The following is a 24,736-nucleotide window of genomic DNA, read 5'->3' on the forward strand; positions in this document are numbered from 1 at the left end:
TCACATCACTTCACATCGAAACGGTCCAGGTGCATTACCTTGGTCCAGGCTGCCACGAAGTCTTTGACGAACTTCTCATGCGCATCGGCGCTGCCATAGACTTCGGCCAACGCGCGAAGCTGGGCGTGTGAGCCAAAGACCAGATCGACCCGCGTGCCGGTCCATTTAACAGCGCCGGTTTTACGGTCGCGGCCCTGGAACTCATCCTTGGCGGGCGACGTGGCGTTCCACTCAGTGCTCATGTCGAGCAGGTTGAGGAAGAAGTCATTGGTCAGTGCGCCGGGACGTTGCGTGAATACCCCGTGTTTGCTCTGCCCGACGTTGGTTTCAAGGACACGCAGACCGCCCACCAACACCGTCATTTCCGGTGCGGTCAATGTCAGCAGTTGCGCCTTGTCGACCAGCAACGCCTCGGCCGAAACGGTGTACTTGCCCTTCTGGTAGTTACGGAAGCCATCGGCGATCGGCTCAAGGAAGCCGAACGACTCGACATCGGTCTGCTCCTGGGAAGCATCCATACGGCCTGGCGTGAAAGGTACGTTCACGCTCTGACCGGCGTTCTTCGCTGCAAGCTCTACGCCGGCATTGCCCGCCAGCACGATCAAATCCGCCAGCGAGATTTTCTTGCCGCTCGATTGCGCGCCGTTGAACTCGTTCTGGATGCCTTCAAGGGCACTCAGTACATGCGCCAGTTGCTCAGGCTGGTTCGACGCCCAGTCCTTCTGCGGGGCGAGACGAATACGGCTACCGTTGGCGCCGCCGCGCTTGTCGGAGCCACGGAAGGTGGAGGCAGATGCCCAGGCCGTCGAGACCAGCTGCGGCACGGACAGGCCCGAAGCGAGAATCTTGCTCTTGAGCGAGGCAACGTCGGCCTCATCGACCAGCGCGTGATCAACCTCAGGAATCGGGTCTTGCCAAAGCAGTTCTTCAGCCGGCATTTCCGGACCGAGGTAACGTGCCAATGGACCCATGTCTCGGTGGGTCAGCTTGAACCATGCGCGGCCAAACGCGTCGGCCAGCTGATCCGGGTTATCGCGGAAGTTACGGGAAATCGGCTCGTAGATCGGATCGAAGCGCAACGCCAGGTCCGAGGTCAACATGGTCGGTGCGTGTCGTTTGTTCGGGTCGTGAGCGTCCGGAACAGTACCGGCACCGCCGCCGTTTTTCGGGATCCACTGATGCGCGCCGGCAGGGCTCTTGGTCAGTTCCCACTCAAAGCGGAAGAGGTTTCCCAGATACTCGTTGCTCCACTGGGTAGGCGTCGAGGTCCAGGTCACTTCCAGGCCGCTGGTGATGGTGTCAGCGCCCTTGCCGGTGCCGAAGCTGTTTTTCCAGCCAAAACCTTGTTGCTCCAGATCAGCCGCTTCAGGCTCCGCGCCCACGTTGTCTGCCGGGCCTGCACCGTGGGTTTTACCGAAGGCGTGGCCGCCGGCGATCAACGCTACGGTCTCTTCATCGTTCATGGCCATGCGGCCGAATGTTTCACGAATATCTATGGCCGATGCGACCGGGTCTGGCCGACCTTCAGGGCCTTCCGGGTTCACATAGATCAGGCCCATCTGCACTGCGGCAAGCGGGTTCTCGAGATTGCGCTCAGGGTTGTGATTACGGCTTTCTTCGTTGCCGTGATTTTCAGGCTCGGCGACCAGCGTGCCGTCGCCAGGCTGTTGCATTTCCTTCTGCGCGCCGTAGCGATCTTCGCCGCCCAGCCACGTGGTTTCAGAACCCCAGTACACTTCTTCCTCTGGCTCCCACACGTCAGGACGACCACCCGAGTAGCCGAATGTCTTGAAGCCCATGGACTCCAGCGCAACGTTGCCGGTGAGGATGATCAGGTCAGCCCAGGAAATCTTGCGGCCGTATTTTTGCTTGATCGGCCAGATCAGACGGCGCGCCTTGTCGAGGCTGACGTTATCGGGCCAGCTGTTGAGCGGCGCAAAACGCTGCTGCCCTGCCCCGGCGCCACCACGGCCATCACCGGTACGATACGTACCGGCACTGTGCCAGGCCATACGAATGAACAGTGGGCCATAGTGACCGAAGTCGGCCGGCCACCAGTCCTGCGAATCGGTCATCAGCGCGCGCAAGTCTTGCTTGACGGCGTTGAGGTCCAGGCTCTTGAATTCTTTGGCGTAGTCGAATTGCTCGCCCATCGGATCGGACAAGTCAGATTGCTGGTGAAGGATTTTCAGATTAAGTTGTTTCGGCCACCAATCGCGATTGGTCGTACCGCCACCTGCGGCGTGATTAAAAGGGCATTTCGATTCGGTTGACATACTTTTATTTTCCTTAGCAGGTTTGAAACTTGAATCGGCCAGCGTGGCCTGAACCCGATCTAGACTAGCGGCCTGGGGCCAGAGCGCCAATAGAACTAAAACAACGGGTCGATAGCCAGAGTCTTTTACCACTTCACCTCATTTGGATGGGTGGAATATTGAGGCAAAAAAAGACCGATTCGTGACCTCTCGGAGAACAAATCAGCCTCTCTTTTTGTAACTTCTTAACTGTATAACCCCCTTCAACTACTGAAAAATACGGGCATCGAGCGTACCCACGATCAGGCTGGCACCGTGTGCGTTGAGATGATTGAAGTCTTGATAAAAGGAGCTGACATCCCCGATCAAGCAGGTCTGGCCCTTGCAGAACAGATCGTCCAGCTTCACCAGTTTGATGCGACCCCTTTCGTCATGACGCTCGAACAGCTCGCGTGAGTAGCGCTGTAACGCACCATGTTTGGCCAGCGGCACGGACACGTCGTTCACCAACTGCAATTTCTGCGACTCAGGGTCATCGGCCAGACGTGCAAGGCGGTAATACAGATTCTTGGGATTGATGGTTTGTTGCGGCACTTGCGCCACCACATAGAGCTGAGTGCCGATGCTTCGGTAGGCCTCGATCGTGCGGTCCAGCGCTTGGGTGAACACCCGGCGCGAGGCCTCTCGCGATTTGATGCGACTTTGCTCAGACACTAAAAAATATTTGCTCAGTTCGCTCTGCCCATAATCTCCATCGGTGTAGAGCGTCCAGCGCGCCACCAGCACCACGCGCTGGATGCCGTGGGACTTTACGTACTCAAACTCCCGATCCGCCAGCTGCGTACATACCCCTGGGTCATAGTTGCCGTTTGCCACGTCCAGACCCAGCAACGGAGGGCACCCCCCCAGCCCGATATGCACGATGGTTTCTGCGCGCCCCCTCGCTGCTGCATCGAACGCCGGCAGAAGTGCTTCTGAATGGCTGTCGCCGAACACTGCAAGATCGGGTGTGCCGTGCGGATTTGCCATGCCAAACAGGCAAAACCCTATACCGCGGCCCTTACCATCTGCATTGTGCTCACAGCGACTGCGCACCTCGGTTTCAGCAAATTCGCTGTCCAGCGCGCGGTCGATGTTAAAACGCTGATTGAAGCCGTTACTCAGATAGCCCGCCATCCCGAACGCCATGAATAGCACCGAGCCCAAGGCACCCAGGGTAAAAATCCGCTTGCGGCTAAAGGTGGTTTTTTGCCGGAAGGCCTGCTCGACATAGCGCCAGCTCAGATAAGCCAGCAGCAGCGATAACCCCGCCAACGGTAGCATCACAGCCGCCGACGGCTCTTTAAACGTGCTCTGCCGCGCAAAAGCGAAAACCGGCTGATGCCACAGGTAAGCGCTGTAGCTGATCAGCCCGATGAACACAAAGCCGCGACTGCTCAACACAGCGCCAACCCACGTCTTTGGCGTGGCAAACAGGATGATCAGCGCCGCCCCCAGCGTAGGCACAAGCGCGTTCAGGCCAGGGAATGGCGTGTTGCTGTCGAAGGCAAATACGGCATACGCAATCATCCCGATGCCAAGCAGCGCAGCCCATTGGTTGAGCGGGCCGCGTGCGTCCTCGACACGGGGTCGCCAGGAGAAGTAAAAGGCGATGAACGATCCGACCAAAAGCTCCCAGGCGCGGGCATGAAGCAGGTAGAAACTGGTGCTGGATCCCTGAGCGGCGCCCACTTGCGCCATCGTCAGACTGGCAACTGCACCGGCCGCCAGCAGCGCCAGGATCCACACCCGCCCCAACCTCCAGGTCAGCATAAGCAACAGCGGAAATAGAACGTAATATTGCTCCTCAACTGCCAGCGTCCAGGTGTGCAGCAAGGGTTTGAGTTCGGCAGAGGCATCGAAATAGCCGCTTTCAAGCCAGAAGAGCAGGTTCGATGAAAAAACCGGCACCGCTACCAGGCTTTTCGCGAAGTACTTGAAGTCCGGGGGGTCAAGAATGAGCCACGCCGCTGGCAGACAGATGAGCATCATCACAAACAGCGACGGAAGGATCCTGCGCGCCCGGCGTTCATAGAACGTAACCAGCGAAAACCTGCCAGCCATCATTTCGCTGAGAATGATCGAGGTGATCAGGTAACCGGAAATCACGAAGAACACATCGACCCCGACGAAACCGCCGGAGAACACGTGCAGGCCCGAATGAAACAGGATGACAGGAATGACAGCGACCGCGCGCAATCCATCGACTTCGGGGCGGTACTTGAGTGCAGGATTATGAACATTCCCCATGATCGGGATCTTCCTTGTGGGTGAGCAGGTGATTGGCAGCGCGATAAAAAGCCTGGCGACAACACGAGCTCACGCCGGAACGAAAACGTTCGAGCGTAGCTACCGCTAGCACATCGGTTTGAGATGAGGTGTGCCGCGAACGCGGCGGGAAAGAGTCGACGCAGTGCTGCGACGAGTCATGTTTATTACATCACCGCGCAATACCTGTCCAGCCGGGGGAGAAAAATGCGCGCATCCGCTTTTTAGCCCGCCATCTGCGCGGGGGGTTTGCCCTGACGCTGTCGCAAAAAGCCGCCTCTGTGTCACGGAAGATACATATGAGAAACGAGAAATAGAAACTCCCGACATTGATTCTCATTTGAGTGGCGCCCCGCTTGAGGCTGAGCCGCTGCGCCTTTGATTCTGAGCGCAGCCCGCAGGAGCGTGACTTGTCCGCGATGGGGTGCGCAGCAGCCCAGAAACCAGATGCCACCGTTGCATCGGCATACCGCAGGCCTGCCGCTTCGCGCCAGATCGTCGACAAGTCAACTCCTACGCCTTCGGCAGAAGCGGCGGCCAGGCGCTGCCCGCCCACGGGTTTTGCTTCTGGTGTGCGTCCTTCGTGATATGAGGTTTCGGCCCGGCGCGGTAATTGGCTAAAATGCCGCACTTTTCGTCGCCCCCACCGGAATCATCGTGAGCAAAGACCCCGACCGCCTTTTCGCCCAACCGCTGCCCCAGGTGCCGGATTTCGCCTTCAACGAGGACGTGGTGCGGGTGTTCCCGGACATGATCAAGCGCTCGGTGCCCGGTTATCCAGCGATCGTCGAGAACCTGGGTGTGCTCGCCGCTCAGTTCGCGCAGCCCCACAGCGTGCTGTATGACCTGGGCAGTTCGCTGGGCGCGGTCACTCAGGCACTGCGCCGCCATGTGCGCACGGACGACTGTCGGGTCATCGCTGTGGATAACTCAAGTGCGATGGTCGAGCGCTGCCGGGAATACCTCAACGCTCAAGACTCGATGTTTCAGGAGTTGCTGCCAGTAGAGGTGATCGAGGGCGACATTCTCGCGCTGGAGTTTCAGCCAGCCTCGGTGGTGGCGCTCAACTTCACGCTGCAATTTATCGCGCCCGATCAACGCCTGACATTGCTGACCCGTATTCATCAGGCGCTGCTGCCGGGCGGCGCGCTCATTCTTTCGGAAAAACTGCGTTTCGATGACGATCATGAGCACACGCTGTTGACCGACCTGCACGTCGCGTTCAAACGCGCCAACGGCTACAGCGAACTGGAGATCGCACAGAAACGCAGCGCGATTGAAAACGTGATGAAACCCGACAGCCTCCAGCAGCACCGCGAACGCTTGCTCTCAGCAGGCTTCTCGAAAGTCGTGCCGTGGTTCCAGTGCCTTAATTTCGCCTCTTTGATTGCCCTGCCATGATTGATTTAGTGCCCCTGGTCCGCCGCTTGGCGGGGACACCTTTGTACGCCTGGGCTCAAACGCTTCAGGCACAACTCGATACCAAGATGCAGAAAGGCCACGGCGACCTTGAGCGCTGGCAAGGCGCACTGAACGCCCTGCCCGATCTGCTGCCGACGCGGGTCAATTTGAAGGACAGCTTCACGCTGGACGCTGAGTGCAACGGTGAGACGCGCACTCAAACGCGCAAAGCGCTGATGGGCTTATCCCCTTGGCGCAAGGGACCGTTCAACGTGTTCGGCGTGCACATCGACACAGAATGGCGCTCGGACTGGAAGTGGTCGCGGGTAGCTCCGCACCTTAATCTCAAGGGCAAACGCGTGCTGGATGTTGGCTGTGGCAACGGCTATTACCAGTGGCGCATGCTCGGTGCCGGGGCGGATTGCGTGATCGGCGTTGACCCTAACTGGCTGTTCTTCTGCCAGTTCCAAGCCATGCAGCGCTTCTTGCCGGATCTGCCAGCCTGGCACCTGCCATTCACCCTGGAAGATCTGCCTGCCAAGCTCGAAGGCTTCGATACGGTATTTTCGATGGGCGTGCTGTATCACCGCAAATCGCCAATCGACCATTTGCTCGCGCTGAAGGATTGCCTCGTCAAAGGCGGTGAACTGGTACTCGAAACCATGGTGGTGGAAGGCGACGTGCATCAGGTGTTGGTGCCTGAAGACCGCTACTCGCAAATGCGCAACGTGTGGTTCCTGCCCTCTGTCCCGGCACTCGAACTGTGGCTAAGACGCGCTGGCTTTGTCGATGTGCGCTGCGTGGATGTCAGCACTACGACCGTTGAGGAACAGCGCGGGACGGAGTGGATGCGCTTTCAGTCGCTGGGCGACTTCCTGGACCCCGAAGATCACAGCAAGACCGTCGAAGGCCTGCCAGCACCGCGTCGCGCGGTGATCGTGGGCCGCAAGCCCTAGCTTCCCGGTATCCCCACGGACGACGGGAACTGTAGGAGCGCGCTTGTCCGCGAATCGCGGTGGGTCAGGCAACAGCCACGTATCTGACCCCACGCACATCGCGGCCAAACATGCTCCTAAAGGATTGGTAGGTGTTGCATCAACCCTTGTAAGCAGCCGCGAGAATCAACGCTTTCATTTCTGCAACAGCTGCCTTGAAACCCACAAACAGCGCGTGGGCCACCAGCGCGTGGCCAATGTTCAGCTCATTGACACCCTTGATCGCCGCAATGGCGTCCACATTGTGGTAATGCAGCCCATGACCCGCATTGACGATCAGGCCTTGAGCGATGCCGAATGCAATGCCGTCCGCCACGCGCTTCAATTCCTCAGCGATCTCGGTCGGAGTTTGCGCATCGGCATAACGACCGGTGTGCAGCTCAATTGCCGGGGCACCAACTCGGCGCGACGCTTCAATCTGGCGCTCGTCGGCGTCAATGAACAACGACACTTCGGCGCCCATGGCTGAAAGACGATCCACGGCAGCCTTGATGCGCGCTTCCTGACCGGCAACATCCAGACCACCCTCGGTGGTGAGTTCCTGACGCGTTTCCGGGACCAGACAAATGTGCGCCGGACGAATCCGCTCGGCAAACGCCATCATCTCGTCGGTCACGCCCATTTCGAAGTTCATACGGGTCTGCAGCACGTCCTTGAGCAGCAATACATCGCGCTCTTGAATGTGGCGGCGATCCTCACGCAAATGAACGGTAATCCCGTCGGCGCCCGCTTCTTCAGCGTCGAGCGCAGCCTTGACCGGATCGGGGTAGCGGGTGCCGCGGGCCTGTCGCAACGTGGCCACGTGGTCGATGTTCACGCCAAGAAGAATGCGGGTGCTTTGGGTCACAGTGTTCTCCTGAAATTCTGATCTGGCCAGGACGTGTTGCCTGGAAATGGATTGCAAAGCGATAGGTCGGATTCTAGGGCTGGCGAAACAACTCACGGCTGACAAGAGGCCGCCCGCCCAGATGAACCGCCAGCGCCTGTCTCATCAAGCGTTTGGCCGCCGACAAAGCACCCGGCGCCGTCCAGTCCGCTTCAGCCATAGCAAGCAATTCGGCGCCCTGAAACTGGCCGGGTTGAAACAGATAAACACGCTCAAGGCCTGCGTCCACCTGAAGCCGATACATGCCTTCGGCTGATAACGGTTCCCCATTGACGTCGACGTCGAGGGCGAAACCGTAACCCAGGTCGTCCAGCAGGCGCCACTCGAACGAGCGCAACAAGGGCTCAAGCGCACGGCCCTCGGCCAGCGCCACCAGTGTTGCAGCATAGTGATCGAACACCCCGGGGTGCGGGTCTTCGGCGGGCAAAAGACGAATCAGTAATTCATTCAGGTACAGGCCGCTGAAAAGCGCTTCACCTTCGAGCCAGCAGGAAACCCCGAACGCCTCCATGCGACCCACGTTCTTCAACTCGCCGCGTCCACGAAACTCTATATCCAGCGGCACGAACGGCCTGGCAAGCGTCCCCGCCTTGCCACGAGCGCTGCGCAATACGGCACGCAGGCGACCTTGGGGCGTGATGAAGTCAACCAGAGCACTGGTTTCTCGGTACGCCCGGCTGTGCAACACATAGGCGAGCTGGCCGGCTGGCGGCGGTGAGGACATGCACTTCTCGATGAAAGAAAGCGGTTTACACAACCCGTAACCAAAGTGGGAGGGAGCTTGCTCGCGATGCCCGGTGAAACAGCCAACATCAACGCTGAATGTTACGCCCTCATCGCGAGCAATCCCCCTCCCACATCAGAGCCATCTGTCACAGCGCCTGGACGTCTTACAGGTCGCCGTAACCCAGCGAGCGCAGTGCGCGTTCATCGTCGGACCAGCCGCCTTTGACCTTGACCCAGAGATTGAGCATGACTTTGGAGTCGAATAGCAGCTCCATGTCCCGACGCGCGTCGGTGCCGATGCGCTTGATGCGGTCGCCCTTGTCACCAATGATGATCTTCTTCTGACCGTCACGCTCGACCAGGATCAGCGCGTGGATGTGCAAGGTTCTGCCCTGCTGCTTGAATTCTTCGATCTCGACGGTGATCTGGTACGGAACCTCGGCACCGAGCTGACGCATGATCTTTTCTCGCACCAGTTCAGCCGCCAGAAACCGGCTGCTGCGGTCGGTAATCTGGTCTTCCGGGAAGAAGTGATCGTTCTCCGGCAGATGGCTGGCGATCAAGGTTTCCAGTGCTTGGAGGTTATGCCCGTGCTGCGCGGAAATAGGCATGATCGAGGCATTCGGCAATTGGCCTTGCAGCCACTCCAGGTGCGGCATCAGATCGGCTTTGTCTTCGATACGGTCAGTCTTGTTGATCGCGAGAATCACCGGACCCTGCACGTACTGAACGCGTTCGAGGACCATCTGGTCCTCGTCGGTCCAGCGTGTGCGGTCAACCACGAAAATCACCACATCGACGTCTTTCAACGCGGCGGATGCGGTTTTGTTCATGTAGCGGTTGAGCGCTTTTTCGCCATTCTTGTGCATGCCGGGGGTGTCGACGTAGATCGCCTGCACGGCGCCCTCGGTCTTGATGCCCAGCATGTTGTGGCGTGTGGTTTGAGGCTTGCGCGAGGTGATCGCAAGCTTCTGACCCAGGATGTGGTTCAGCAGCGTGGACTTGCCCACGTTGGGCCGGCCAACAATGGCGACATAGCCACAGCGTGTTGCAGTTGAATCAGTCATTGCCGTTCTCCACGCCAAGGGCAATAAGTGCTGCGGCCGCTGCTACCTGTTCGGCAATGCGGCGGCTGACACCCTGTCCCCGGCTTTTTTCATTCAGTAAGGTGATCTCGCATTCGACGAAAAACGTCCGGCAATGCGGTTCGCCTTGAATATCCACGACTTCGTAGCGAGGCAGATCACAGGCACGCGATTGCAGAAACTCTTGCAGTCGGGTCTTGGGATCCTTGTTGGTGTCGACCAGCGTCAGACTGTCGAACTCGGTGGTGAGCCAGGCGAGCACCCGGTCACGGGCGACGTCCATGCCAGCGTCAAGATAAATCGCGCCGATCAAGGCTTCCAGCGCATCGGCAAGAATTGACTCGCGACGAAAACCACCGCTTTTCAGCTCACCGGAACCCAGGCGCAGGTATTCACCCAGATCAAATCCGCGGGCCAGCAAGGCAAGGGTTTCACCCTTCACCAGCCGCGCACGCAAACGCGACAGCTGTCCTTCGCGCGCTTGCGGGAAGCGATCAAACAACGCCTCACCGGCGACAAAGTTGAGAATGGCATCGCCGAGAAACTCCAGACGCTCGTTATTGCGTCCGGCAAAACTGCGGTGTGTGAGGGCCAGGATCATCAGTTCCTGGTCCTTGAAGGTGTAGCCGAGCTGACGCTCGAGGCGACTCAATGAAACGCTCACGGTTTACCCACGCTGAATTCGTGGTCGAATTTGACCACCAGATCGATGTTCTGGATAAGTGGCTCACGTTTTTCGTACTTCAAGTGGGCGAGGAACCCGTTGTTCTCCGCCGTCACGCTTAACGCCTTGTTCAAATCCAAATCCCGAATGTTATTGATCTGCATCCCTTTCCCGACGTAGTCGTAAAAGGCGCCGACCGTTGTGACATCTGCCGCTTTGTCAGTCCCGACCGCCTCGATGATCTTCTTCACCGACATGTAGTCGAGGTAATGCGGCACCAGCTTTGCAGCAGTGGTCGCAGCAAAGGCGAGGACAGCCAGCAGCACCAGCCATCCAATGAACGACAAGCCTTTTTGCGAACGGGCGAATGTCATGTGCGACCTCAAGAGTAGTCTTTCAATTCTGTCTGAAAGGAGAATTGGCATTCACCCGTTTCTCAGCCTGCCAAAATGACATACGGCGCTGTTGGAAACAGCGCCGCATTGGCTACTTGATCAACCCGACTCGCGAGAAGTTGGGGAAGTGGCTCAGCTTGGGTTCCGGCCAGCTCATCCACACGGCGAAAGCCTTGCCTACGATGTTCTTGTCCGGAACCATGCCCAGCTCATCCTTGGGAATATTAGGGTCATCCCAATAACGGCTGTCATTAGAGTTATCGCGGTTATCGCCCATCATGAAGTAATGAGCTGCCGGGACTGTCCACTCGCTGTCCGGCGGCGCGCGGTATCGACTCATTTCCTGACGGATCTGGTGCTCCACGTCGCCCAGCTTCTCTTGATAAAGCTCCGCGCTGCCCAGCGTGCCTGGCTCGGTGCCGATCAACTGCTTGGCAACCAGCTCACCGTTCACGAACAGGCGCTTGTCACTGGTGTAGCGAATCTTGTCGCCCGGAAGACCCACGACGCGTTTGATGTAGTTGACGCTTGGATCGCTTGGGTAGCGAAACACCATCACATCCCCACGCTGCGGGTCACCCAAGGAAATTACCTTCTGATCAAGCACTGGCAGGCGTATGCCATACGAGAACTTGTTGACCAGAATGAAATCGCCTACGTCGAGAGTTGGTTTCATTGAACCAGACGGAATCTGGAACGGCTCGACCAGAAAAGACCGGAGCACCAGCACGATGAACAGCACCGGAAAGAACGATTTGCCGTATTCAACCAGCAATGGCTCTTTGTTCAGTTGTTCAACGACGCCGACATCAGGCTGGCTGACGCTGCCCTGATAAGTCGCTATCGCAGTACGCCGGCGTGGCGCCAACACGATCAGATCGAACAGAGCCAGCAAGCCGCATACGGCGACGGCGATGACTAACAACAGTGGGAAATTTAGTGACATAGGGCCTGACTATTCCAACCTGAGCACTGCAAGGAAGGCTTCTTGTGGAATTTCCACATTGCCCACCTGCTTCATGCGTTTTTTACCGGCCTTCTGTTTTTCCAGCAGCTTGCGCTTACGACTGACGTCGCCGCCGTAACATTTGGCCAATACGTTCTTTCTGAGTGCCTTGACGGTTGTACGCGCCACAACCTGCCCGCCGATGGCGGCCTGGATTGCAACGTCGAACATCTGACGAGGAATCAGTTCTTTCATCTTTTCAGTCAACGCGCGACCTTTGTAGTTCGCGTTGTCCCGATGAACGATCAATGCCAGCGCGTCGACCTTCTCACCGTTGATCAGTACATCCAGCTTCACCAGGTTGGCTGACTGGTAACGGTCGAAATGGTAGTCCAGGGACGCATAACCACGACTGACCGACTTCAGCCGGTCGAAGAAGTCCAGAACCACTTCGTTCATCGGCAGATCGTAGGTCACCTGAACCTGAGTACCGAGGAACAGCATGTCGTGCTGCACGCCCCGCTTCTCGATGCACAACGTAATGACGTTACCAAGGTGCTCCTGAGGCACAAGGATATTGGCGCGAACGATTGGCTCGCGCATGTCCTCGATACTGGACAGGTCCGGAAGCTTGGAGGGGTTGTCTACGTGGATCGTTTCACCGGTCTTGAGCAGCAGCTCGAAAATAACCGTCGGCGCAGTCGTGATCAGGTCCAGGTCGTACTCGCGCTCAAGGCGCTCCTGAATGATCTCCATGTGCAGCATGCCGAGGAAGCCGCAGCGGAAGCCAAAGCCCAGCGCGTCAGAGCTTTCCGGGGAATATTGCAGCGAGGAATCGTTCAGGGTCAGTTTCTGCAGCGCTTCGCGGAAATCCTCGAAATCGTCAGAACTGACCGGGAACAGTCCGGCGTATACCTGCGGCTGGATGCGTTTGAATCCAGGCAAGACTTCGACATCCGGCGTGGTGCTCAGGGTCAGCGTGTCGCCAACCGGGGCGCCGTGAATGTCTTTGATGCCGGCGATGATGAAGCCCACTTCGCCGGCTTTGAGATCGACGGTTGCGGTGTGCTTGGGGTTAAAGACGCCGACGCTATCCACCAAGTGCATCTTGCCGGTGGATTTGACCAGAATCTTGTCGCCCTTCCTGACTCGACCGTGACGCACACGGACCAGGGAAACAACGCCCAGGTAGTTGTCGAACCAGGAGTCGATGATCAGCGCTTGCAGCGGGTCTTCGATATTGCCGGTAGGAGCAGGAATGGTATGAACCAGACGCTCCAGTACCTCATCGACGCCCAGGCCGGTCTTGGCGCTGCAGACCACCGCATCGGTTGCATCGATGCCGATGATTTTTTCGATCTCTTCCTTGACGCGGTCCGGATCGGCTTGCGGCAAATCGATCTTGTTCAGGACCGGCATGACCTCGAGGCCCTGTTCGATCGCGGTGTAGCAGTTAGCCACGGACTGGGCTTCAACGCCCTGCCCCGCATCAACCACCAACAGCGCACCTTCACAGGCAGCCAACGAACGGCTGACTTCGTAGGTGAAGTCCACATGGCCTGGCGTATCAATGAAGTTCAGCTGATAGGTGATGCCGTCTTTTGCCTTGTAATACAAGGTAACGCTGTGGGCCTTGATGGTGATCCCGCGCTCGCGCTCGAGGTCCATGGAGTCAAGCACCTGAGCTTCCATCTCGCGCTCGGACAGGCCGCCGCACATTTGAATGAAACGGTCAGCCAGCGTCGACTTGCCATGGTCAATGTGGGCGATGATGGAGAAATTGCGGATATGACTCAAATCACTCACGGATCAACACTCAAAAGATTGCAGGCAGACTGCCCGCCGAAAAATAGCCGGGAATTGTACCTGAGATAAGACTGGGGCGTCACGTTTGCACTCGAGGCCAGCAAGGGCAGTTATTGCGGACAAAAAAAGGAGCGGCATAACCGCTCCTTTCATTCAAGCGGCTGTTACTCCGCCAGCTTGAAGGTGATGAACGTTGCACGCCCCTGACGCAGGACCCGCATCGATACAGAGCGGTTCTTCGGTAAGCCCTTGGCCACGTCGGTGAACTGCTTGGCCGAGCTGATGGCCTGATTGTTGAGGTGGGTGATGACATCACCCTTTTGCAGACCTATCAAAGAAGCAGGGCCATCCTGCACATCCTTGATGATCACGCCGCCCTTGAGGTCCAGGCTTTTCATTTGCTCGGCAGTCAGGTCGGCGACGGAAACGCCCAGGCGATTACTGTTGCGCTCAACCCCGTCTGCGGCCAGCCCCATCTCTTTGCCTTCGTCCGGCAAGGCACCTACGGTCACGGTCAGCTTCTGGCGCTTGCCGTCACGGATGACGTCGAGCTCTGCTTTGCTGCCGTCTTTCAGATTGCCGATCAGGTGAGGCAAGTCAGCTGACATCACAATTGGTTGGCCGTTGGCGCTCAGAATCACGTCACCGACCTGCAGGCCGCCTTTCGCAGCCGGACCGTCATCAAGCACTTGAGCAACGAGCGCACCGGCTGGCTTGTCGAGGCCGAACGATTCAGCCAGATCCTTGTTCACTTCCTGGATCACGACACCCAACCAACCGCGATTGACCTTGCCGCTGGCCTTGAGCTGGTTGGATACGTCCAGCGCGACATCAATAGGAATCGCGAATGACAGCCCCATGAATCCGCCGGAACGGGTGAATATCTGAGAGTTGATGCCAACCACTTCACCGGCCATGTTGAACAGCGGACCACCGGAGTTACCCGGATTGATCGCTACGTCAGTCTGGATGAACGGCACATACGTGTCGTTTGGCAGGCTGCGACCCTTGGCACTGACAATGCCCTTGGTTACGGAGTGATCGAACCCGAAAGGCGAGCCAATGGCGAGTACCCATTCCCCGACTTTCAATTTGTCGGAATTACCGAGCTTGACGGTGGGGAGGTCCTTGCCGTCGATTTTCAGCAATGCCACGTCGGTGCGCGGATCGGTGCCGACCAGCTTGGCTTTCAGCTCGCTGCGATCGGAGAGGCGAACGAGAATTTCATCGGCGCCATCAATGACATGGTTGTTGGTGAGGACATAGCCATCCGCCGAGATGATAAAGCCTGAACCCAGCGACTGGGCTTCACGCTGGCGATCCCCTTTGCCCGAACCGGAACCCGGTGGTCGAGACCCTGGCGGCATACTGCGCTCAAGGAACTCGCGCAACATGGGGGGCAGACCTTCAAGATCCGGCATCTGCTCTTGAGCGACGGCACGGTCCGGGAGTTTCTGACGGGTACTGATGTTCACCACAGCGGGCGAAGCCTGTTCCACCAACGAGGTGAAGTCTGGCAACGCCTCCGCTTGGGCGGTAACGACCTGGCCAAGCATCAGCATGGCGGCCATCAGGGACAGATAAGATTTCAAGCGTGGTATCGACATACGGCTCCCGTTCACAACGAGCATGGTTAAGCGGTACGGACCTGCAGGCCCGCGGTGCAGACGTGCAATTGAGCACGCAGCGGTGAACTTCTATCGGTCGGCTTCCCAACCCCGGAAACAACAAAGGCCAGAGCCGATAAGCTGTGACCTATAGAAAAAAAAAGAAGTATTTGCAACCGGCAAACCTCACCAAACATTTCAGCGCTTCGCGTCCCGCCCGTAAACACAAGGCCCACACGCCGGACCGCCCAGAATGAAACCTTTTTCATAGTGGACGTCAGACCTTCTAAACGTTGGCTGTTGACCGACTCACTTCTTGGCGGGCGCATCAGCATCATTGCGCATGGACAATGCGATTCGCTCAGCGGTGCCGATAGGGATTTCACCCACGACCGTCACCATTGCATCACCTTTTGGTGTATTGAGTCGACGCGACACGGCGACCGTAGGCCCCAGTTGAGTGCGAATATCAGTGACCGCAGCGCCCGAGACCGGCTCGATGAAAACCGAAAACCGCGCGAGCCCGTCGTCATACATCAAGCTGGTAACCAGGGATTTGGAGTCGGGATCTTTGCGCACCGCAGAGCTGCTAAGCTCAAAACCAGGCGGCAGCCAATCCGAACGCCAGGCAATCGGGGCGGCTTTAGCAGAATCAGATTTGGGTTTTGGTACTTCAACCTGCTTGCAATCCGCACTTGGAGCGAGCATCTGATCGCTAGCCAAGTCGGTCGTATCGAGATCTGTGAACTGGAAACGCTCCAGCAACTGACCTTTGTCGCTTAGCAGAAGTGATTTCAATGGCAGACCGGTTTCGGCATCCAGATGCAACTCCACTCCGTAGCGATGCTGGTCACGGGGCGTCAGCGTGACGATGACTGCTGGCCGCCCCGCAACCCGCGATTTCCCGGCAACCGCCAAGTCATACCAGGCAGACAGCTTTGACGCATCAAACGCATGCACCGCAGAGTCAGGTATGTTGCTCATGCCGGGCACAAGAACACCGCTCACGCATTGGGTTACCCCATCTATACGCAGCACTTCTTGAGCGGAACCATCGAGCTGGAGAAGACGCTCACGGACCTGGCCATCTTTGACGCGGTGCCAGATACGGTGAGTAGAGAAGCTACCGTTTCGTTCATAGACGAAGGTGCCTTGAAAACTTTGCTTCTGTTCTGCCTGCGCAAGACGCCTAAGCTGATCTTGCGCATCATCGGCATGAACCGGAAGGACCAGCCATCCACCTAGAAGTAGCGGCAATAGAGGGATGGGGCGCATGATCCTCCTTAACGGTTTTCCAGGCTTGCGGCACGTGCATAAGGCAGCGCACTTTCGGTGCCTTTCAAAGCAGCCTGCTGGGCATGTTGACGCAGATAACCAGGCAGGCGCTGATCATGCCAACCGGCCTGACCTTGCAATACACCACTGGCCATAGGGCCTGGAGCCTGCTCGCTTTCAGTGTAGCCAGCCAACACGGCCGGGCCTTTCACCTGAGGAGCAAGGTTGGCAGGCTGAACGGACTGTTGGGCAAGTTGAGCACCCGCGATGTCATCCTGGTTGTACAAGCGTACACCTGCCAGAACGGCAACTGTCACCGATGCGGCAACGGCAAGACGACCAAGAGTACGCCATTGACCGCGGCCTGCCTTAATCGGGCTAATCTCATCAGCAATCGCGGCGGCTACTGCTGCCGAGATGTCCAGATGCGGGATCAACAATTCCTTGTGCATCGCTGCACGTGCGATCTGATAACGCGACCATGTGGCACGTGTATCCGCATCGTCGATTGCGCTAAGCACTCGACGTAATTCCAGCTCGTCCGCTTCGTTGTCCATCACCGCGGACAGCGATTCCTGCAGGGCTTCACGACTCATGGCGGTTCCTCTCTTTTGGCTATCGCCGCTGTCTCAGGATTCCTGCAACAAAGGCTGCAGGGCTTTATCAATGGCTTCCCGAGCGCGGAAAATGCGTGAGCGCACGGTACCAACGGGACACTGCATGACGCTTGCAATGTCTTCGTAACTCAGACCGTCGAACTCACGTAAAGTTAACGCTGTACGCAAATCTTCCGGAAGCAGCTGTATGGTTCGGTGGACCGTACCTTCGATCTCATCCCGCAACAAAGCACGCTCCGGCGACTCGATGTCCTTGAGGCCGTGATCGCCGTCGTAGAACTCCGCGTCTTCAGATCTGACATCACTGTCCGGCGGCCGCCGACCTCGCGACACCAGATAGTTCTTCGCCGTGTTAATGGCGATGCGGTACAGCCAAGTGTAGAAAGCGCTGTCACCGCGGAAGTTTCCAAGTGCGCGATAAGCCTTGATAAAGGCTTCTTGCGCGACATCCTGGGCTTCATGGGTGTCGTGGACAAAGCGCACGATCAACCCAAGAATCTTGTGCTGATATTTCACCACTAGCAGATCGAATGCTCGCTTGTCGCCGCGCTGTACGCGTTCGACCAGTTGCTGATCCTCTTCCTGGGTTAGCATGAACACTCCTCATAAAGCTTAAAGGAGCGCTGCATCTGCTCATTCACAGGCTTGCAAACATAGACTCGGGCTTTTCGCAAAAGTTCTCCCCCCCTTCAAGCAAGTTTCCGGCGAGCGACGGTGGCCCGCACGAAAAACGCAGCTCGAACCAGGTCGGCTGCGTGAATAATCTTTTCGTCGAACGCGCTGGCGATGGTCATGTATAAATCCCCGCATAGCGCCGACGCTTTTCCTTTATCGGCAACCTTCTATTGAACGTGGTGCTTATCGAAAAGTTCCACATTCATTTTGGGTGTATGGCTCACGTCACTTCGTACGCGGCACGAAAATGAGGCTGACCCCTCAGTTGTTTCATACCGCAGGACGGTAGGCACGGCACACCTGAGTGGCGCACAATCCGGGCCCGCTGTGGGTTCACCATTGCCATAAAATCGCCGCTATTGTGCCGTTACACCCCTACATATACTAGTGGCCGGATAAGAGAGCCGAACTCAGATGAGCCAACATTTTCAACACGACGTTCTTGTGATTGGTAGCGGCGCAGCGGGATTGAGTCTTGCGCTGACCTTACCGGCTCATTTGCGTATTGCAGTGCTGAGCAAAGGTGAGCTGGCCAATGGCTCCACATTCTGGGCTCAGGGCGGCATTGCTGCGGTTCTCGACACAACTGACACGGTTCAGTCGCATGTCAAGGACACCCTGGATGCGGGCGGCGGATTGTGCAATGAGCAAGCGGTACGCTTCACCGTCGAGCACAGCCGGGAAGCAATCCAGTGGCTGATCGACATGGGCGTGCCGTTTACTCGGGATGACAACACCGCAGTGGTTGACGGCGGTTTCGAGTTCCACTTGACCCGCGAAGGCGGCCACAGCCATCGCCGCATCATCCACGCTGCTGACGCAACCGGAGCGGCGATCTTCACCACCTTGCTGGGTCAAGCCCGAGAACGCGGCAATATCGAACTGCTGGAGCAAAGGGTGGCTGTCGATCTGATCACCGAGCGCCGCCTGGGCCTGGATGGCCAGCGATGCCTGGGCGCTTACGTGCTGGACCGGACTACTGGCGAGGTCGACACCCACAGTGCGCGATTCACCGTTCTTGCGTCAGGGGGTGCGGCCAAGGTCTACCTGTACACCAGCAATCCGGACGGGGCCTGCGGCGACGGCATCGCCATGGCCTGGCGATCAGGCTGCCGCGTCGGCAATCTTGAGTTCAATCAGTTTCACCCCACCTGCCTTTATCACCCGCAAGCCAAAAGCTTCCTTATCACCGAGGCGCTTCGCGGAGAAGGCGCTTACTTGAAACTGCCTGACGGTGAGCGCTTCATGCAGCGATTCGATCCTCGCGCAGAGCTTGCGCCAAGGGACATCGTCGCCCGTGCCATCGACCACGAAATGAAGCGCCTTGGGATTGACTGCGTCTACCTGGACATCAGCCACAAGCCTGAAGAGTTCATCAAGACCCACTTCCCCACCGTGTACGAGCGCTGCCTCGGATTCTCCATCGACATCACCAGACAGCCAATCCCTGTGGTGCCTGCCGCGCATTACACATGTGGCGGGGTGATGGTCGATCAGCTCGGACGCACCGACGTGCCAGGCTTGTATGCGATTGGCGAAACCAGCTTCACGGGCCTGCATGGCGCCAACCGTATGGCCAGCAATTCGCTGCTGGAGTGCTTTGTTTATGCGCGCTCGGCGGCTTCGGACATCATCGAACAGTTGCCGCACATCCCGCAGCCGCAAGAACTGCCGACCTGGGACGCCAGCCAGGTAACCGATTCGGACGAGGACGTGATCATCGCCCACAACTGGGATGAGTTGCGGCGTTTCATGTGGGACTACGTGGGGATTGTGCGCACTAACAAGCGCCTGCAACGCGCAGCACATAGGGTGCGATTGCTGCTCGATGAAATTGATGAGTTTTATAGCAACTACAAGGTCAGCCGGGATTTGATCGAGCTGCGCAATCTGGTCCAGGTGGCTGAATTGATCATCAGCTCGGCCATGGCGCGCAAGGAAAGCCGGGGGCTGCACTACACGCTCGATTATCCGGACATGCTGCCCGAAGCGGTCGACACTATTTTGGTGCCTCCCACCTACGTCGGCTGAATTTGAGGCGCAGGCGCAGGCGTCGATGAATATCCGGCGCCAGCGAATCACTCGCGATGCAGACGCTTTTGACCCACCATCGATCTATCCAGCGGCCTGCCGTGAGGCGAAACCGCAAGACCACAATCAAGGGCAAAGCCATACTGTCGCGCTGCAATTGGACCGGTTGCCAGCCTGACCGGTCGCTCCAGAGCTGCCAGCCATCGCCGTCACGGCGTAATCCCGTGTAGGCCCGATCATCGGTCAACAACACCGTACTGCGCAGATGGCGTACGGCATGCCACAGGCACAACAAAGCGCCGATCAGCTTGATCCAGACGGGAATATTCAGGAAGTACACGGCAACCAGTGCCAGGGCCTGAGCGCCGAGATACGCCGTCAGCAGCCTGGGCGAGGCCTGCCAACGGCATTCGAAGCGGTCACTTCGGCTGGACACGGTCCAGAATCATCCGAACCATGCGTTGCAGCTCAGGGTCCTCGGACTCTGCGCGCTGCATGAACCAGCCGAACATGTCCTGATCTTCACACGTCAGCAGGCGAACGTAGAGATCGCGATCAACCTGGTTGAGGTGCGGATAGACGTCTTTTACAAACGGCACCAGAAGGACGTCCAGCTCCAGCATGCCGCGGCGGCTGTGCCAAAACAGGCGATTGAGTTCAACATCTTCGACCATGGAGGGCTCCTCGAATTTGGCGACGAGTATACAGGTGCACAGGCTCTCGGCGTACGCGCACTTCGTCTCATCAGTTTTCAGATACCCAATGACGACCCACGGCACTATCATGGTGCCCCAGACTTTCACCCTGCGATGACCCATGGCCGACTCAGCGTTCTTCTGCATCCTATCCCACGAAGGTGTTCTCGCCGTTCGCGGCGCGGACGCCGGCAAATTCCTTCAGGGCCAACTGACCTGCAACATTAATTACCTGAGCGAGGCCAAAGCCACGCTCGGTGCCCGCTGCACGCAAAAAGGCCGTATGCAATCGAGCTTCCGCATCCTGCCCGAGACTGATGGCTACCTGCTGGCGATGGCCAGCGAGCTGATCGAAGCGCAACTACTCGATCTGAAAAAATATGCTGTCTTCTCCAAGTCCAAACTGACGGATGAGAGCGCTGCCTGGACCAGGTTCGGCCTGCAAGATGGCGACGGCGCTCTAGCGAAACTGGGGCTCGATCTTCCACAGGACACCGATGCCGTGGCGCGAGCCAACGACCTGATCGCAATTCGTGTATCGCCTGGCCGCGCCGAAGTGTGGGCCCGCGCCGATCAAGCCGATGAGGTGCGCATGCATCTGAGCGATGTGCTTTCTGAGGGCTCGCTCAACGATTGGCTGCTTGGCCAGATCCGGGCAGGCATCGGACAAGTGCTGGGGCAGACGCGCGAAACCTTTATTCCGCAGATGCTCAACCTCCAGGCGGTGGGCGGCGTGAGCTTCAAAAAGGGGTGTTACACCGGTCAGGAAATCGTTGCGCGCATGCAGTACCTGGGCAAACTCAAACGCCGGTTATATCGCCTGAACCTTTCCGGGGGCTCATTGCCTGAGGCTGGCACTGCACTGTTCTCCCCAGTCAATGCCAGCGCAGTAGGTGAAGTCGTGATCGCAGCAAGTACCGGTGACGGCAGCGAACTTCTGGCTGTGTTGCAGGCCGATGCAGCCGAAGGTGGCAACGTACACCTGGGCTCGCCGGAAGGTCCGGCTCTGAAGATATGCGACCTGCCCTACGTGCTGGACAGCAAACTTGAGACACAACGCTAAGCGCAACGCAAACAACCACAACCTTCAGCGTACCCGTTGCAACCTTCAGTCAACCGCTAGACTGAAGGTGTGACTCAATGCAACGCCCTAGAGTAGCAATATGAGCAACATGGCTGACGAGGTGCAGAGGGACCTGATCAAGGCAATCGACAGGGACGCCCTGTTTTTGCCGACACTCCCTGAAGTAGCACTGAGAATCCGCCTTGCTGCGGAAGACGCAGAGATAAGTATTGCTGCCTTGAGCAAGGTGATCGGCAGCGACACCGCGCTCTCGGCACGCCTGATCAAAGTCGTGAACAGTCCGCTGCTGCGCCCCAATTTCGAAGTGAGCGACGTGCTGACAGCCATTCGGCGACTGGGCGTGAATTACACCTGCAACCTGGCCATTGGCCTGGTGGTGGAGCAGATGTTTCACGCCAAGTCCAAAGTCATCGACACGAAAATGCGCGACATCTGGAAGCTGAGTCTTCAGGTGGCGGGCATCAGCAGCAGCTTGAGCTACAGGGCCCGTAATCTGCGGGCGGACCAGGCGACGCTCGCGGGGCTGATTCATCTGATTGGCGTGCTGCCGATCCTGACGTACGCCGAAGATAACTTCGAACTGCTCTCCGACCCGGTCAGCCTCAATCATGTGATCGAGCGCATCCATCCGGTGATTGGCGAGCGACTGCTGCGGTCCTGGGATTTCCCGGAAGCACTGGCGACTGTTCCCGCGCAGTTCCAGAATTTCGAGCGTGTCTCGAAACAGGCTGACTACGTCGATCTGGTGCAAGTGGCGACCGTGCATGTGCACGATGTCACGGGCAACGCCTACCCGAACACCAGCATGAGCGTGCTGCCGGCGATGCATAAATTGGGGCTCGAACCTACAGACGGCGCACTCATCGCCGAAATGAACCACGCCATGACACTTCTTTATTAAGTCTGCCTACTGAGCCTGCAGGCCCGCGCCTGCACGCCACATCAGGCAGACGCTCCCGGTCAGGCGGTGCCACTCTCCAGCGCCACGAAGCTCACCCTCACCTTCAGGCCTCGCTCTGCGCCGTCATGCAAACTGATCTGCGCCAGGTGCGCACGGCATATCTCGCCAACGATGGCCAATCCCAACCCCGATCCTTGCTGGTGGCGCCGGTAGAAGCGCTCAAATACGCGCTCACGCTCCTGCAGCGGAATACCCGGACCATCGTCCTCGACCTCCAGCACACACGGCGCGTGAACCCGCAAAATCACATTGCCGCCTTGTGGCGTGTGTGCAAGCGCGTTGTCGATGAGATTACTCAATAGCTCGTTGAGCAGCGTCGGCTCGCCTCTGAGCCAGATTGGCGCATCGGCTTCCAGCGCCAGTGCGACCCCGCGCGCATGGGCAAGCGGCGCCATGGCAATGCCGAGTTCCCGGGCAAGCTGGCTGAGGTCGATAATCTGGGCACCTCCTTCTGAAATCGCCCTCGCGCCGTTTTCGATCCGCGCCAGTGATAACAGCTGATTCGCCAGATGGGTCAGCTTGTCGGTGCCCACTGCGGCGGTTTCAAGAGTGGAGCGCCACGCAGCCGGATCGCTTTCACGCAGGCCCAGTTCCAGACGCGCCTTTAGGGCGGCCAATGGCGTGCGTAATTCGTGCGCTGCGTCGGCAATGAACTGAGCCTGACGCTCGAATTGAAGGCGCAACCGCTCGGTAAAGTGATTGAGCGAGCTGACCAGCGGCCGAAGCTCATGCTGCACCTCAACCAAGGGCAGTGAACGCAAATCGTCCGGTTGACGCTCCTCGACAGCGGTGCGCAAACGATCCAGTGGGCGCAAGGCCGCGCTGACGGTAAACCACACCAGCAACAGTGCTCCCCCGCCAAGCATCCCCAGCCGTAACAGGGTATCGGCCATCAAACCACGGGCCATCTTCACCCGCGCATCTTCGGTTTCCGCCACGCGAATCTCGGCCATGCCATTCATATTGGGTTCGCTGACGGCCTTGAGCAGGCTCACCACCCGCACATCCTGGCCCTGATAACGCGCGCTATAGAATTTAGCCAACGCAGGATAATCGTCGGTGCGCAACGTTCCGGCAGGCGGGCCGGGCAGGTTTTCATAGCCAGAAATCAGGTGCTTTTCGATGTCATTGACTTGGTAGTAGATGCGTCCGGCACTGTCATACGCGAAGGTGTCCAGTGCAACGTAAGGTACATCGGCGCTAAGCGTGCCGTCCCGCTCGGACAACCCGGCTGCAATCGTGCGGGCCGACGCCAGGAGGGTTCGGTCATAAGCGGTGTCTGCCGCTTCGCGCCCATTCCAGTAGGCGCTCATGCCGCTTGCGATCATCAGCACCACCAGCAATAACCCAAGGTTCCAGAGCAATCGCCAGCGCAGGCTGTTTTCCCGGTCAGGAAACAGACTAGACATCGCGGCTCTCCAGCAAATAGCCCAGCCCTCGAAACGTCACGATGGCAATCGGCTGACCATCAAGCTTCTTGCGCAGGCGGTGGACGTAGATTTCGATAGCGTCCGGACTGGCTTCCTCGTCCAGACCGAATACCTGAGCAGCCAGCTGTTCCTTGCTCATCACCCGGCCTGGACGTGCGATCAGCGCTTCAAGCACCGATTGCTCGCGCTGGGTCAGAGTCAGTAACTCATCGCCTACGGTAAAACGCCGCGTGTCCAGGTCGTAGACCAACACGCCACAACGCTGTTGACGCTCCCCGCCCAGCACGCTGCGCCGCAGCAACGCCTTGACCCGTGCTTCAAGCTCGGAGAGCTCAAAGGGTTTGGCCAGGTAATCGTCGGCGCCCAGATTGAGGCCATGCACGCGATCCTTGACGTCACTGCGTGCAGTAAGCATCAACACCGGCAGGTTTTTGCCCCGCGCCCGCAATCGCGCCAGCACCTCGAAACCATCCATGCGCGGCAGGCCGACATCAAGGATGGCGACGGCGTATTCCTCACTGCTCAACGCCAGATCAGCTGCTACGCCATCGTGCAGTACATCCACGGTCAGCCCCCCGCTCTTGAGCGCCTGGGCGACGCTTTCAGCCAATGGCAGATGGTCTTCAACGAGCAGGACACGCATCGACTTCTCCAGATTGAGGCGTTCGGTGGAGGCGGAGTTTACAGGCGCAGCCCGGACTGTGAAGCGTCGGCGCGCATCATAACCAGACAATCTCTTGGCAGGCACGGGCGGGAATGCTCGTTGAAAGGTAGCTGAAAGGTTGGTGAAAGGTTCGCCGCTTACGATCCCGTCACGACTTGTTACGGCCTAGCGCCTCGCGGGCCGAACTGAAAAACGCCTCGATGCGTTTTCTACAATAAGAACAATATCGGA

General features: G+C 58.1%; 23 protein-coding genes. 5 read left to right on the plus strand and 18 right to left on the minus strand.

The features are described 5' to 3' along the window. Positions 1–5 precede the first annotated feature (5 nt). The 3 genes from katG to OYW20_RS19985 form a co-directional block, all read right to left on the minus strand. Positions 6–2,276: a catalase/peroxidase HPI gene (gene katG, locus OYW20_RS19975; RefSeq protein ID WP_268797644.1), complete on the minus strand. Its 2,271-nt coding sequence runs from the start codon at positions 2,274–2,276 to the stop codon at positions 6–8. 246 nt (positions 2,277–2,522) lie between these two features. After that, positions 2,523–4,544: an acyltransferase family protein gene (locus OYW20_RS19980; RefSeq protein WP_268797645.1), complete on the minus strand. Its 2,022-nt coding sequence runs from the start codon at positions 4,542–4,544 to the stop codon at positions 2,523–2,525. 190 nt (positions 4,545–4,734) lie between these two features. Further along, positions 4,735–5,067 carry a hypothetical protein gene (locus tag OYW20_RS19985; protein WP_268797646.1) on the minus strand — a complete coding sequence of 111 codons (333 nt, stop codon included), beginning with the start codon at positions 5,065–5,067 and terminating at the stop codon, positions 4,735–4,737. A 152-nt stretch (positions 5,068–5,219) separates the two neighbouring features. On the opposite strand from OYW20_RS19985, the gene cmoA reads away from it, so the two are divergent. Then, complete coding sequence (gene cmoA, locus OYW20_RS19990) at positions 5,220–5,963, plus strand: carboxy-S-adenosyl-L-methionine synthase CmoA (RefSeq protein ID WP_268797647.1); 744 nt, start codon at positions 5,220–5,222, stop codon at positions 5,961–5,963. Beyond that, positions 5,960–6,919 carry a tRNA 5-methoxyuridine(34)/uridine 5-oxyacetic acid(34) synthase CmoB gene (gene cmoB / locus OYW20_RS19995; protein WP_268797648.1) on the plus strand — a complete coding sequence of 320 codons (960 nt, stop codon included), beginning with the start codon at positions 5,960–5,962 and terminating at the stop codon, positions 6,917–6,919. The genes cmoA and cmoB overlap by 4 nt, the downstream gene beginning before the upstream one ends. A gap of 139 nt (positions 6,920–7,058) precedes the next feature. Here cmoB and pdxJ read toward each other — a convergent pair whose 3' ends face one another. The 11 genes from pdxJ to rpoE all read right to left on the minus strand — a co-directional run bounded on the left by pdxJ (position 7,059) and on the right by rpoE (position 17,559). After that, positions 7,059–7,805, minus strand: coding sequence for a pyridoxine 5'-phosphate synthase (gene pdxJ, locus OYW20_RS20000; RefSeq protein ID WP_268797649.1), 747 nt, complete (start codon positions 7,803–7,805; stop codon positions 7,059–7,061). A gap of 73 nt (positions 7,806–7,878) precedes the next feature. Continuing rightward, a complete protein-coding gene (recO, locus tag OYW20_RS20005; RefSeq protein WP_268797650.1) occupies positions 7,879–8,568 on the minus strand; it encodes a DNA repair protein RecO in 690 nt (229 codons plus the stop codon). A gap of 166 nt (positions 8,569–8,734) precedes the next feature. Beyond that, positions 8,735–9,637, minus strand: a complete 903-nt coding sequence (era, locus tag OYW20_RS20010; protein WP_268797651.1) for a GTPase Era — start codon at positions 9,635–9,637, stop codon at positions 8,735–8,737. Continuing rightward, complete coding sequence (gene rnc, locus OYW20_RS20015) at positions 9,630–10,319, minus strand: ribonuclease III (RefSeq protein ID WP_268797652.1); 690 nt, start codon at positions 10,317–10,319, stop codon at positions 9,630–9,632. The genes era and rnc overlap by 8 nt, the downstream gene beginning before the upstream one ends. After that, complete coding sequence (locus tag OYW20_RS20020) at positions 10,316–10,693, minus strand: DUF4845 domain-containing protein (protein WP_268797653.1); 378 nt, start codon at positions 10,691–10,693, stop codon at positions 10,316–10,318. The genes rnc and OYW20_RS20020 overlap by 4 nt, the downstream gene beginning before the upstream one ends. A 112-nt stretch (positions 10,694–10,805) precedes the next feature. Then, positions 10,806–11,660 (minus strand): signal peptidase I, encoded by an 855-nt coding sequence (gene lepB, locus OYW20_RS20025; protein ID WP_268797654.1) that lies wholly within the window; start codon positions 11,658–11,660, stop codon positions 10,806–10,808. Positions 11,661–11,669: 9 nt separating this feature from the next. Beyond that, a complete protein-coding gene (gene lepA / locus OYW20_RS20030) occupies positions 11,670–13,466 on the minus strand; it encodes a translation elongation factor 4 (protein ID WP_268797655.1) in 1,797 nt (598 codons plus the stop codon). 164 nt (positions 13,467–13,630) lie between these two features. Next, the gene (locus tag OYW20_RS20035) at positions 13,631–15,037 is read right to left on the minus strand and encodes a DegQ family serine endoprotease (protein ID WP_408005525.1); all 1,407 of its coding nucleotides are present in this window, start codon (positions 15,035–15,037) and stop codon (positions 13,631–13,633) included. 345 nt (positions 15,038–15,382) lie between these two features. Next, positions 15,383–16,348, minus strand: a complete 966-nt coding sequence (locus tag OYW20_RS20040) for a MucB/RseB C-terminal domain-containing protein (RefSeq protein ID WP_268797656.1) — start codon at positions 16,346–16,348, stop codon at positions 15,383–15,385. Between the two features lie 8 nt (positions 16,349–16,356). Next, complete coding sequence (locus tag OYW20_RS20045; protein WP_268797657.1) at positions 16,357–16,944, minus strand: sigma-E factor negative regulatory protein; 588 nt, start codon at positions 16,942–16,944, stop codon at positions 16,357–16,359. A gap of 33 nt (positions 16,945–16,977) precedes the next feature. Beyond that, a complete protein-coding gene (gene rpoE / locus OYW20_RS20050; RefSeq protein WP_268797658.1) occupies positions 16,978–17,559 on the minus strand; it encodes an RNA polymerase sigma factor RpoE in 582 nt (193 codons plus the stop codon). 495 nt (positions 17,560–18,054) lie between these two features. Between rpoE and nadB the strand changes: the two genes are divergently transcribed. Beyond that, the gene (gene nadB, locus OYW20_RS20055) at positions 18,055–19,671 is read left to right on the plus strand and encodes an L-aspartate oxidase (protein WP_268797659.1); all 1,617 of its coding nucleotides are present in this window, start codon (positions 18,055–18,057) and stop codon (positions 19,669–19,671) included. Here nadB and OYW20_RS20060 read toward each other — a convergent pair. Both OYW20_RS20060 and OYW20_RS20065 read right to left on the minus strand, forming a co-directional pair. After that, the gene (locus tag OYW20_RS20060; protein ID WP_268797660.1) at positions 19,640–20,107 is read right to left on the minus strand and encodes a protein YgfX; all 468 of its coding nucleotides are present in this window, start codon (positions 20,105–20,107) and stop codon (positions 19,640–19,642) included. The two genes, nadB and OYW20_RS20060, sit on opposite strands and share 32 nt — an antisense overlap. Then, positions 20,091–20,345 carry an FAD assembly factor SdhE gene (locus tag OYW20_RS20065; RefSeq protein ID WP_268797661.1) on the minus strand — a complete coding sequence of 85 codons (255 nt, stop codon included), beginning with the start codon at positions 20,343–20,345 and terminating at the stop codon, positions 20,091–20,093. The genes OYW20_RS20060 and OYW20_RS20065 overlap by 17 nt, the downstream gene beginning before the upstream one ends. A 142-nt stretch (positions 20,346–20,487) precedes the next feature. Between OYW20_RS20065 and ygfZ the strand changes: the two genes are divergently transcribed. Next, positions 20,488–21,429 carry a CAF17-like 4Fe-4S cluster assembly/insertion protein YgfZ gene (gene ygfZ / locus OYW20_RS20070; protein WP_268797662.1) on the plus strand — a complete coding sequence of 314 codons (942 nt, stop codon included), beginning with the start codon at positions 20,488–20,490 and terminating at the stop codon, positions 21,427–21,429. Positions 21,430–21,529: 100 nt separating this feature from the next. Beyond that, positions 21,530–22,351 carry an HDOD domain-containing protein gene (locus OYW20_RS20075; RefSeq protein WP_268797663.1) on the plus strand — a complete coding sequence of 274 codons (822 nt, stop codon included), beginning with the start codon at positions 21,530–21,532 and terminating at the stop codon, positions 22,349–22,351. Between the two features lie 59 nt (positions 22,352–22,410). Here OYW20_RS20075 and OYW20_RS20080 read toward each other — a convergent pair whose 3' ends face one another. Beyond that, on the minus strand, positions 22,411–23,820 hold the full coding sequence (locus tag OYW20_RS20080; RefSeq protein WP_268797664.1) for a sensor histidine kinase: 1,410 nt from the start codon (positions 23,818–23,820) through the stop codon (positions 22,411–22,413). Then, positions 23,813–24,484: a response regulator gene (locus OYW20_RS20085; protein WP_268797665.1), complete on the minus strand. Its 672-nt coding sequence runs from the start codon at positions 24,482–24,484 to the stop codon at positions 23,813–23,815. Before OYW20_RS20085 ends, OYW20_RS20080 begins: the two co-directional genes overlap by 8 nt. Between the last annotated feature and the right edge of the window lie 252 nt (positions 24,485–24,736).

Source organism: Pseudomonas sp. BSw22131, assembly GCF_026810445.1.
In the GTDB taxonomy this organism is placed as follows: domain Bacteria; phylum Pseudomonadota; class Gammaproteobacteria; order Pseudomonadales; family Pseudomonadaceae; genus Aquipseudomonas; species Aquipseudomonas huanghezhanensis.

Bases quoted from the DNA above. Each gene is read 5' to 3' on its own strand.
- cmoB (WP_268797648.1), top strand. From the start codon at position 5,960: ATGATTGATTTAGTGCCCCTGGTCCGCCGCTTGGCGGGGACACCTTTG.
- ygfZ (WP_268797662.1), top strand. From the start codon at position 20,488: ATGGCCGACTCAGCGTTCTTCTGCATCCTATCCCACGAAGGTGTTCTC.
- era (WP_268797651.1), bottom strand. From the start codon at position 9,637: ATGACTGATTCAACTGCAACACGCTGTGGCTATGTCGCCATTGTTGGC.
- OYW20_RS20085 (WP_268797665.1), bottom strand. From the start codon at position 24,484: ATGCGTGTCCTGCTCGTTGAAGACCATCTGCCATTGGCTGAAAGCGTC.
- katG (WP_268797644.1), bottom strand. From the start codon at position 2,276: ATGTCAACCGAATCGAAATGCCCTTTTAATCACGCCGCAGGTGGCGGT.
- OYW20_RS20065 (WP_268797661.1), bottom strand. From the start codon at position 20,345: ATGGTCGAAGATGTTGAACTCAATCGCCTGTTTTGGCACAGCCGCCGC.
- OYW20_RS20075 (WP_268797663.1), top strand. From the start codon at position 21,530: ATGAGCAACATGGCTGACGAGGTGCAGAGGGACCTGATCAAGGCAATC.
- OYW20_RS20045 (WP_268797657.1), bottom strand. From the start codon at position 16,944: ATGAGTCGTGAAGCCCTGCAGGAATCGCTGTCCGCGGTGATGGACAAC.
- OYW20_RS20035 (WP_408005525.1), bottom strand. From the start codon at position 15,037: ATGGCCGCCATGCTGATGCTTGGCCAGGTCGTTACCGCCCAAGCGGAG.
- recO (WP_268797650.1), bottom strand. From the start codon at position 8,568: ATGTCCTCACCGCCGCCAGCCGGCCAGCTCGCCTATGTGTTGCACAGC.
- OYW20_RS20040 (WP_268797656.1), bottom strand. From the start codon at position 16,348: ATGCGCCCCATCCCTCTATTGCCGCTACTTCTAGGTGGATGGCTGGTC.
- OYW20_RS19980 (WP_268797645.1), bottom strand. From the start codon at position 4,544: ATGGGGAATGTTCATAATCCTGCACTCAAGTACCGCCCCGAAGTCGAT.
- nadB (WP_268797659.1), top strand. From the start codon at position 18,055: ATGAGCCAACATTTTCAACACGACGTTCTTGTGATTGGTAGCGGCGCA.
- OYW20_RS20020 (WP_268797653.1), bottom strand. From the start codon at position 10,693: ATGACATTCGCCCGTTCGCAAAAAGGCTTGTCGTTCATTGGATGGCTG.
- OYW20_RS20080 (WP_268797664.1), bottom strand. From the start codon at position 23,820: ATGTCTAGTCTGTTTCCTGACCGGGAAAACAGCCTGCGCTGGCGATTG.
- rpoE (WP_268797658.1), bottom strand. From the start codon at position 17,559: ATGCTAACCCAGGAAGAGGATCAGCAACTGGTCGAACGCGTACAGCGC.
- lepB (WP_268797654.1), bottom strand. From the start codon at position 11,660: ATGTCACTAAATTTCCCACTGTTGTTAGTCATCGCCGTCGCCGTATGC.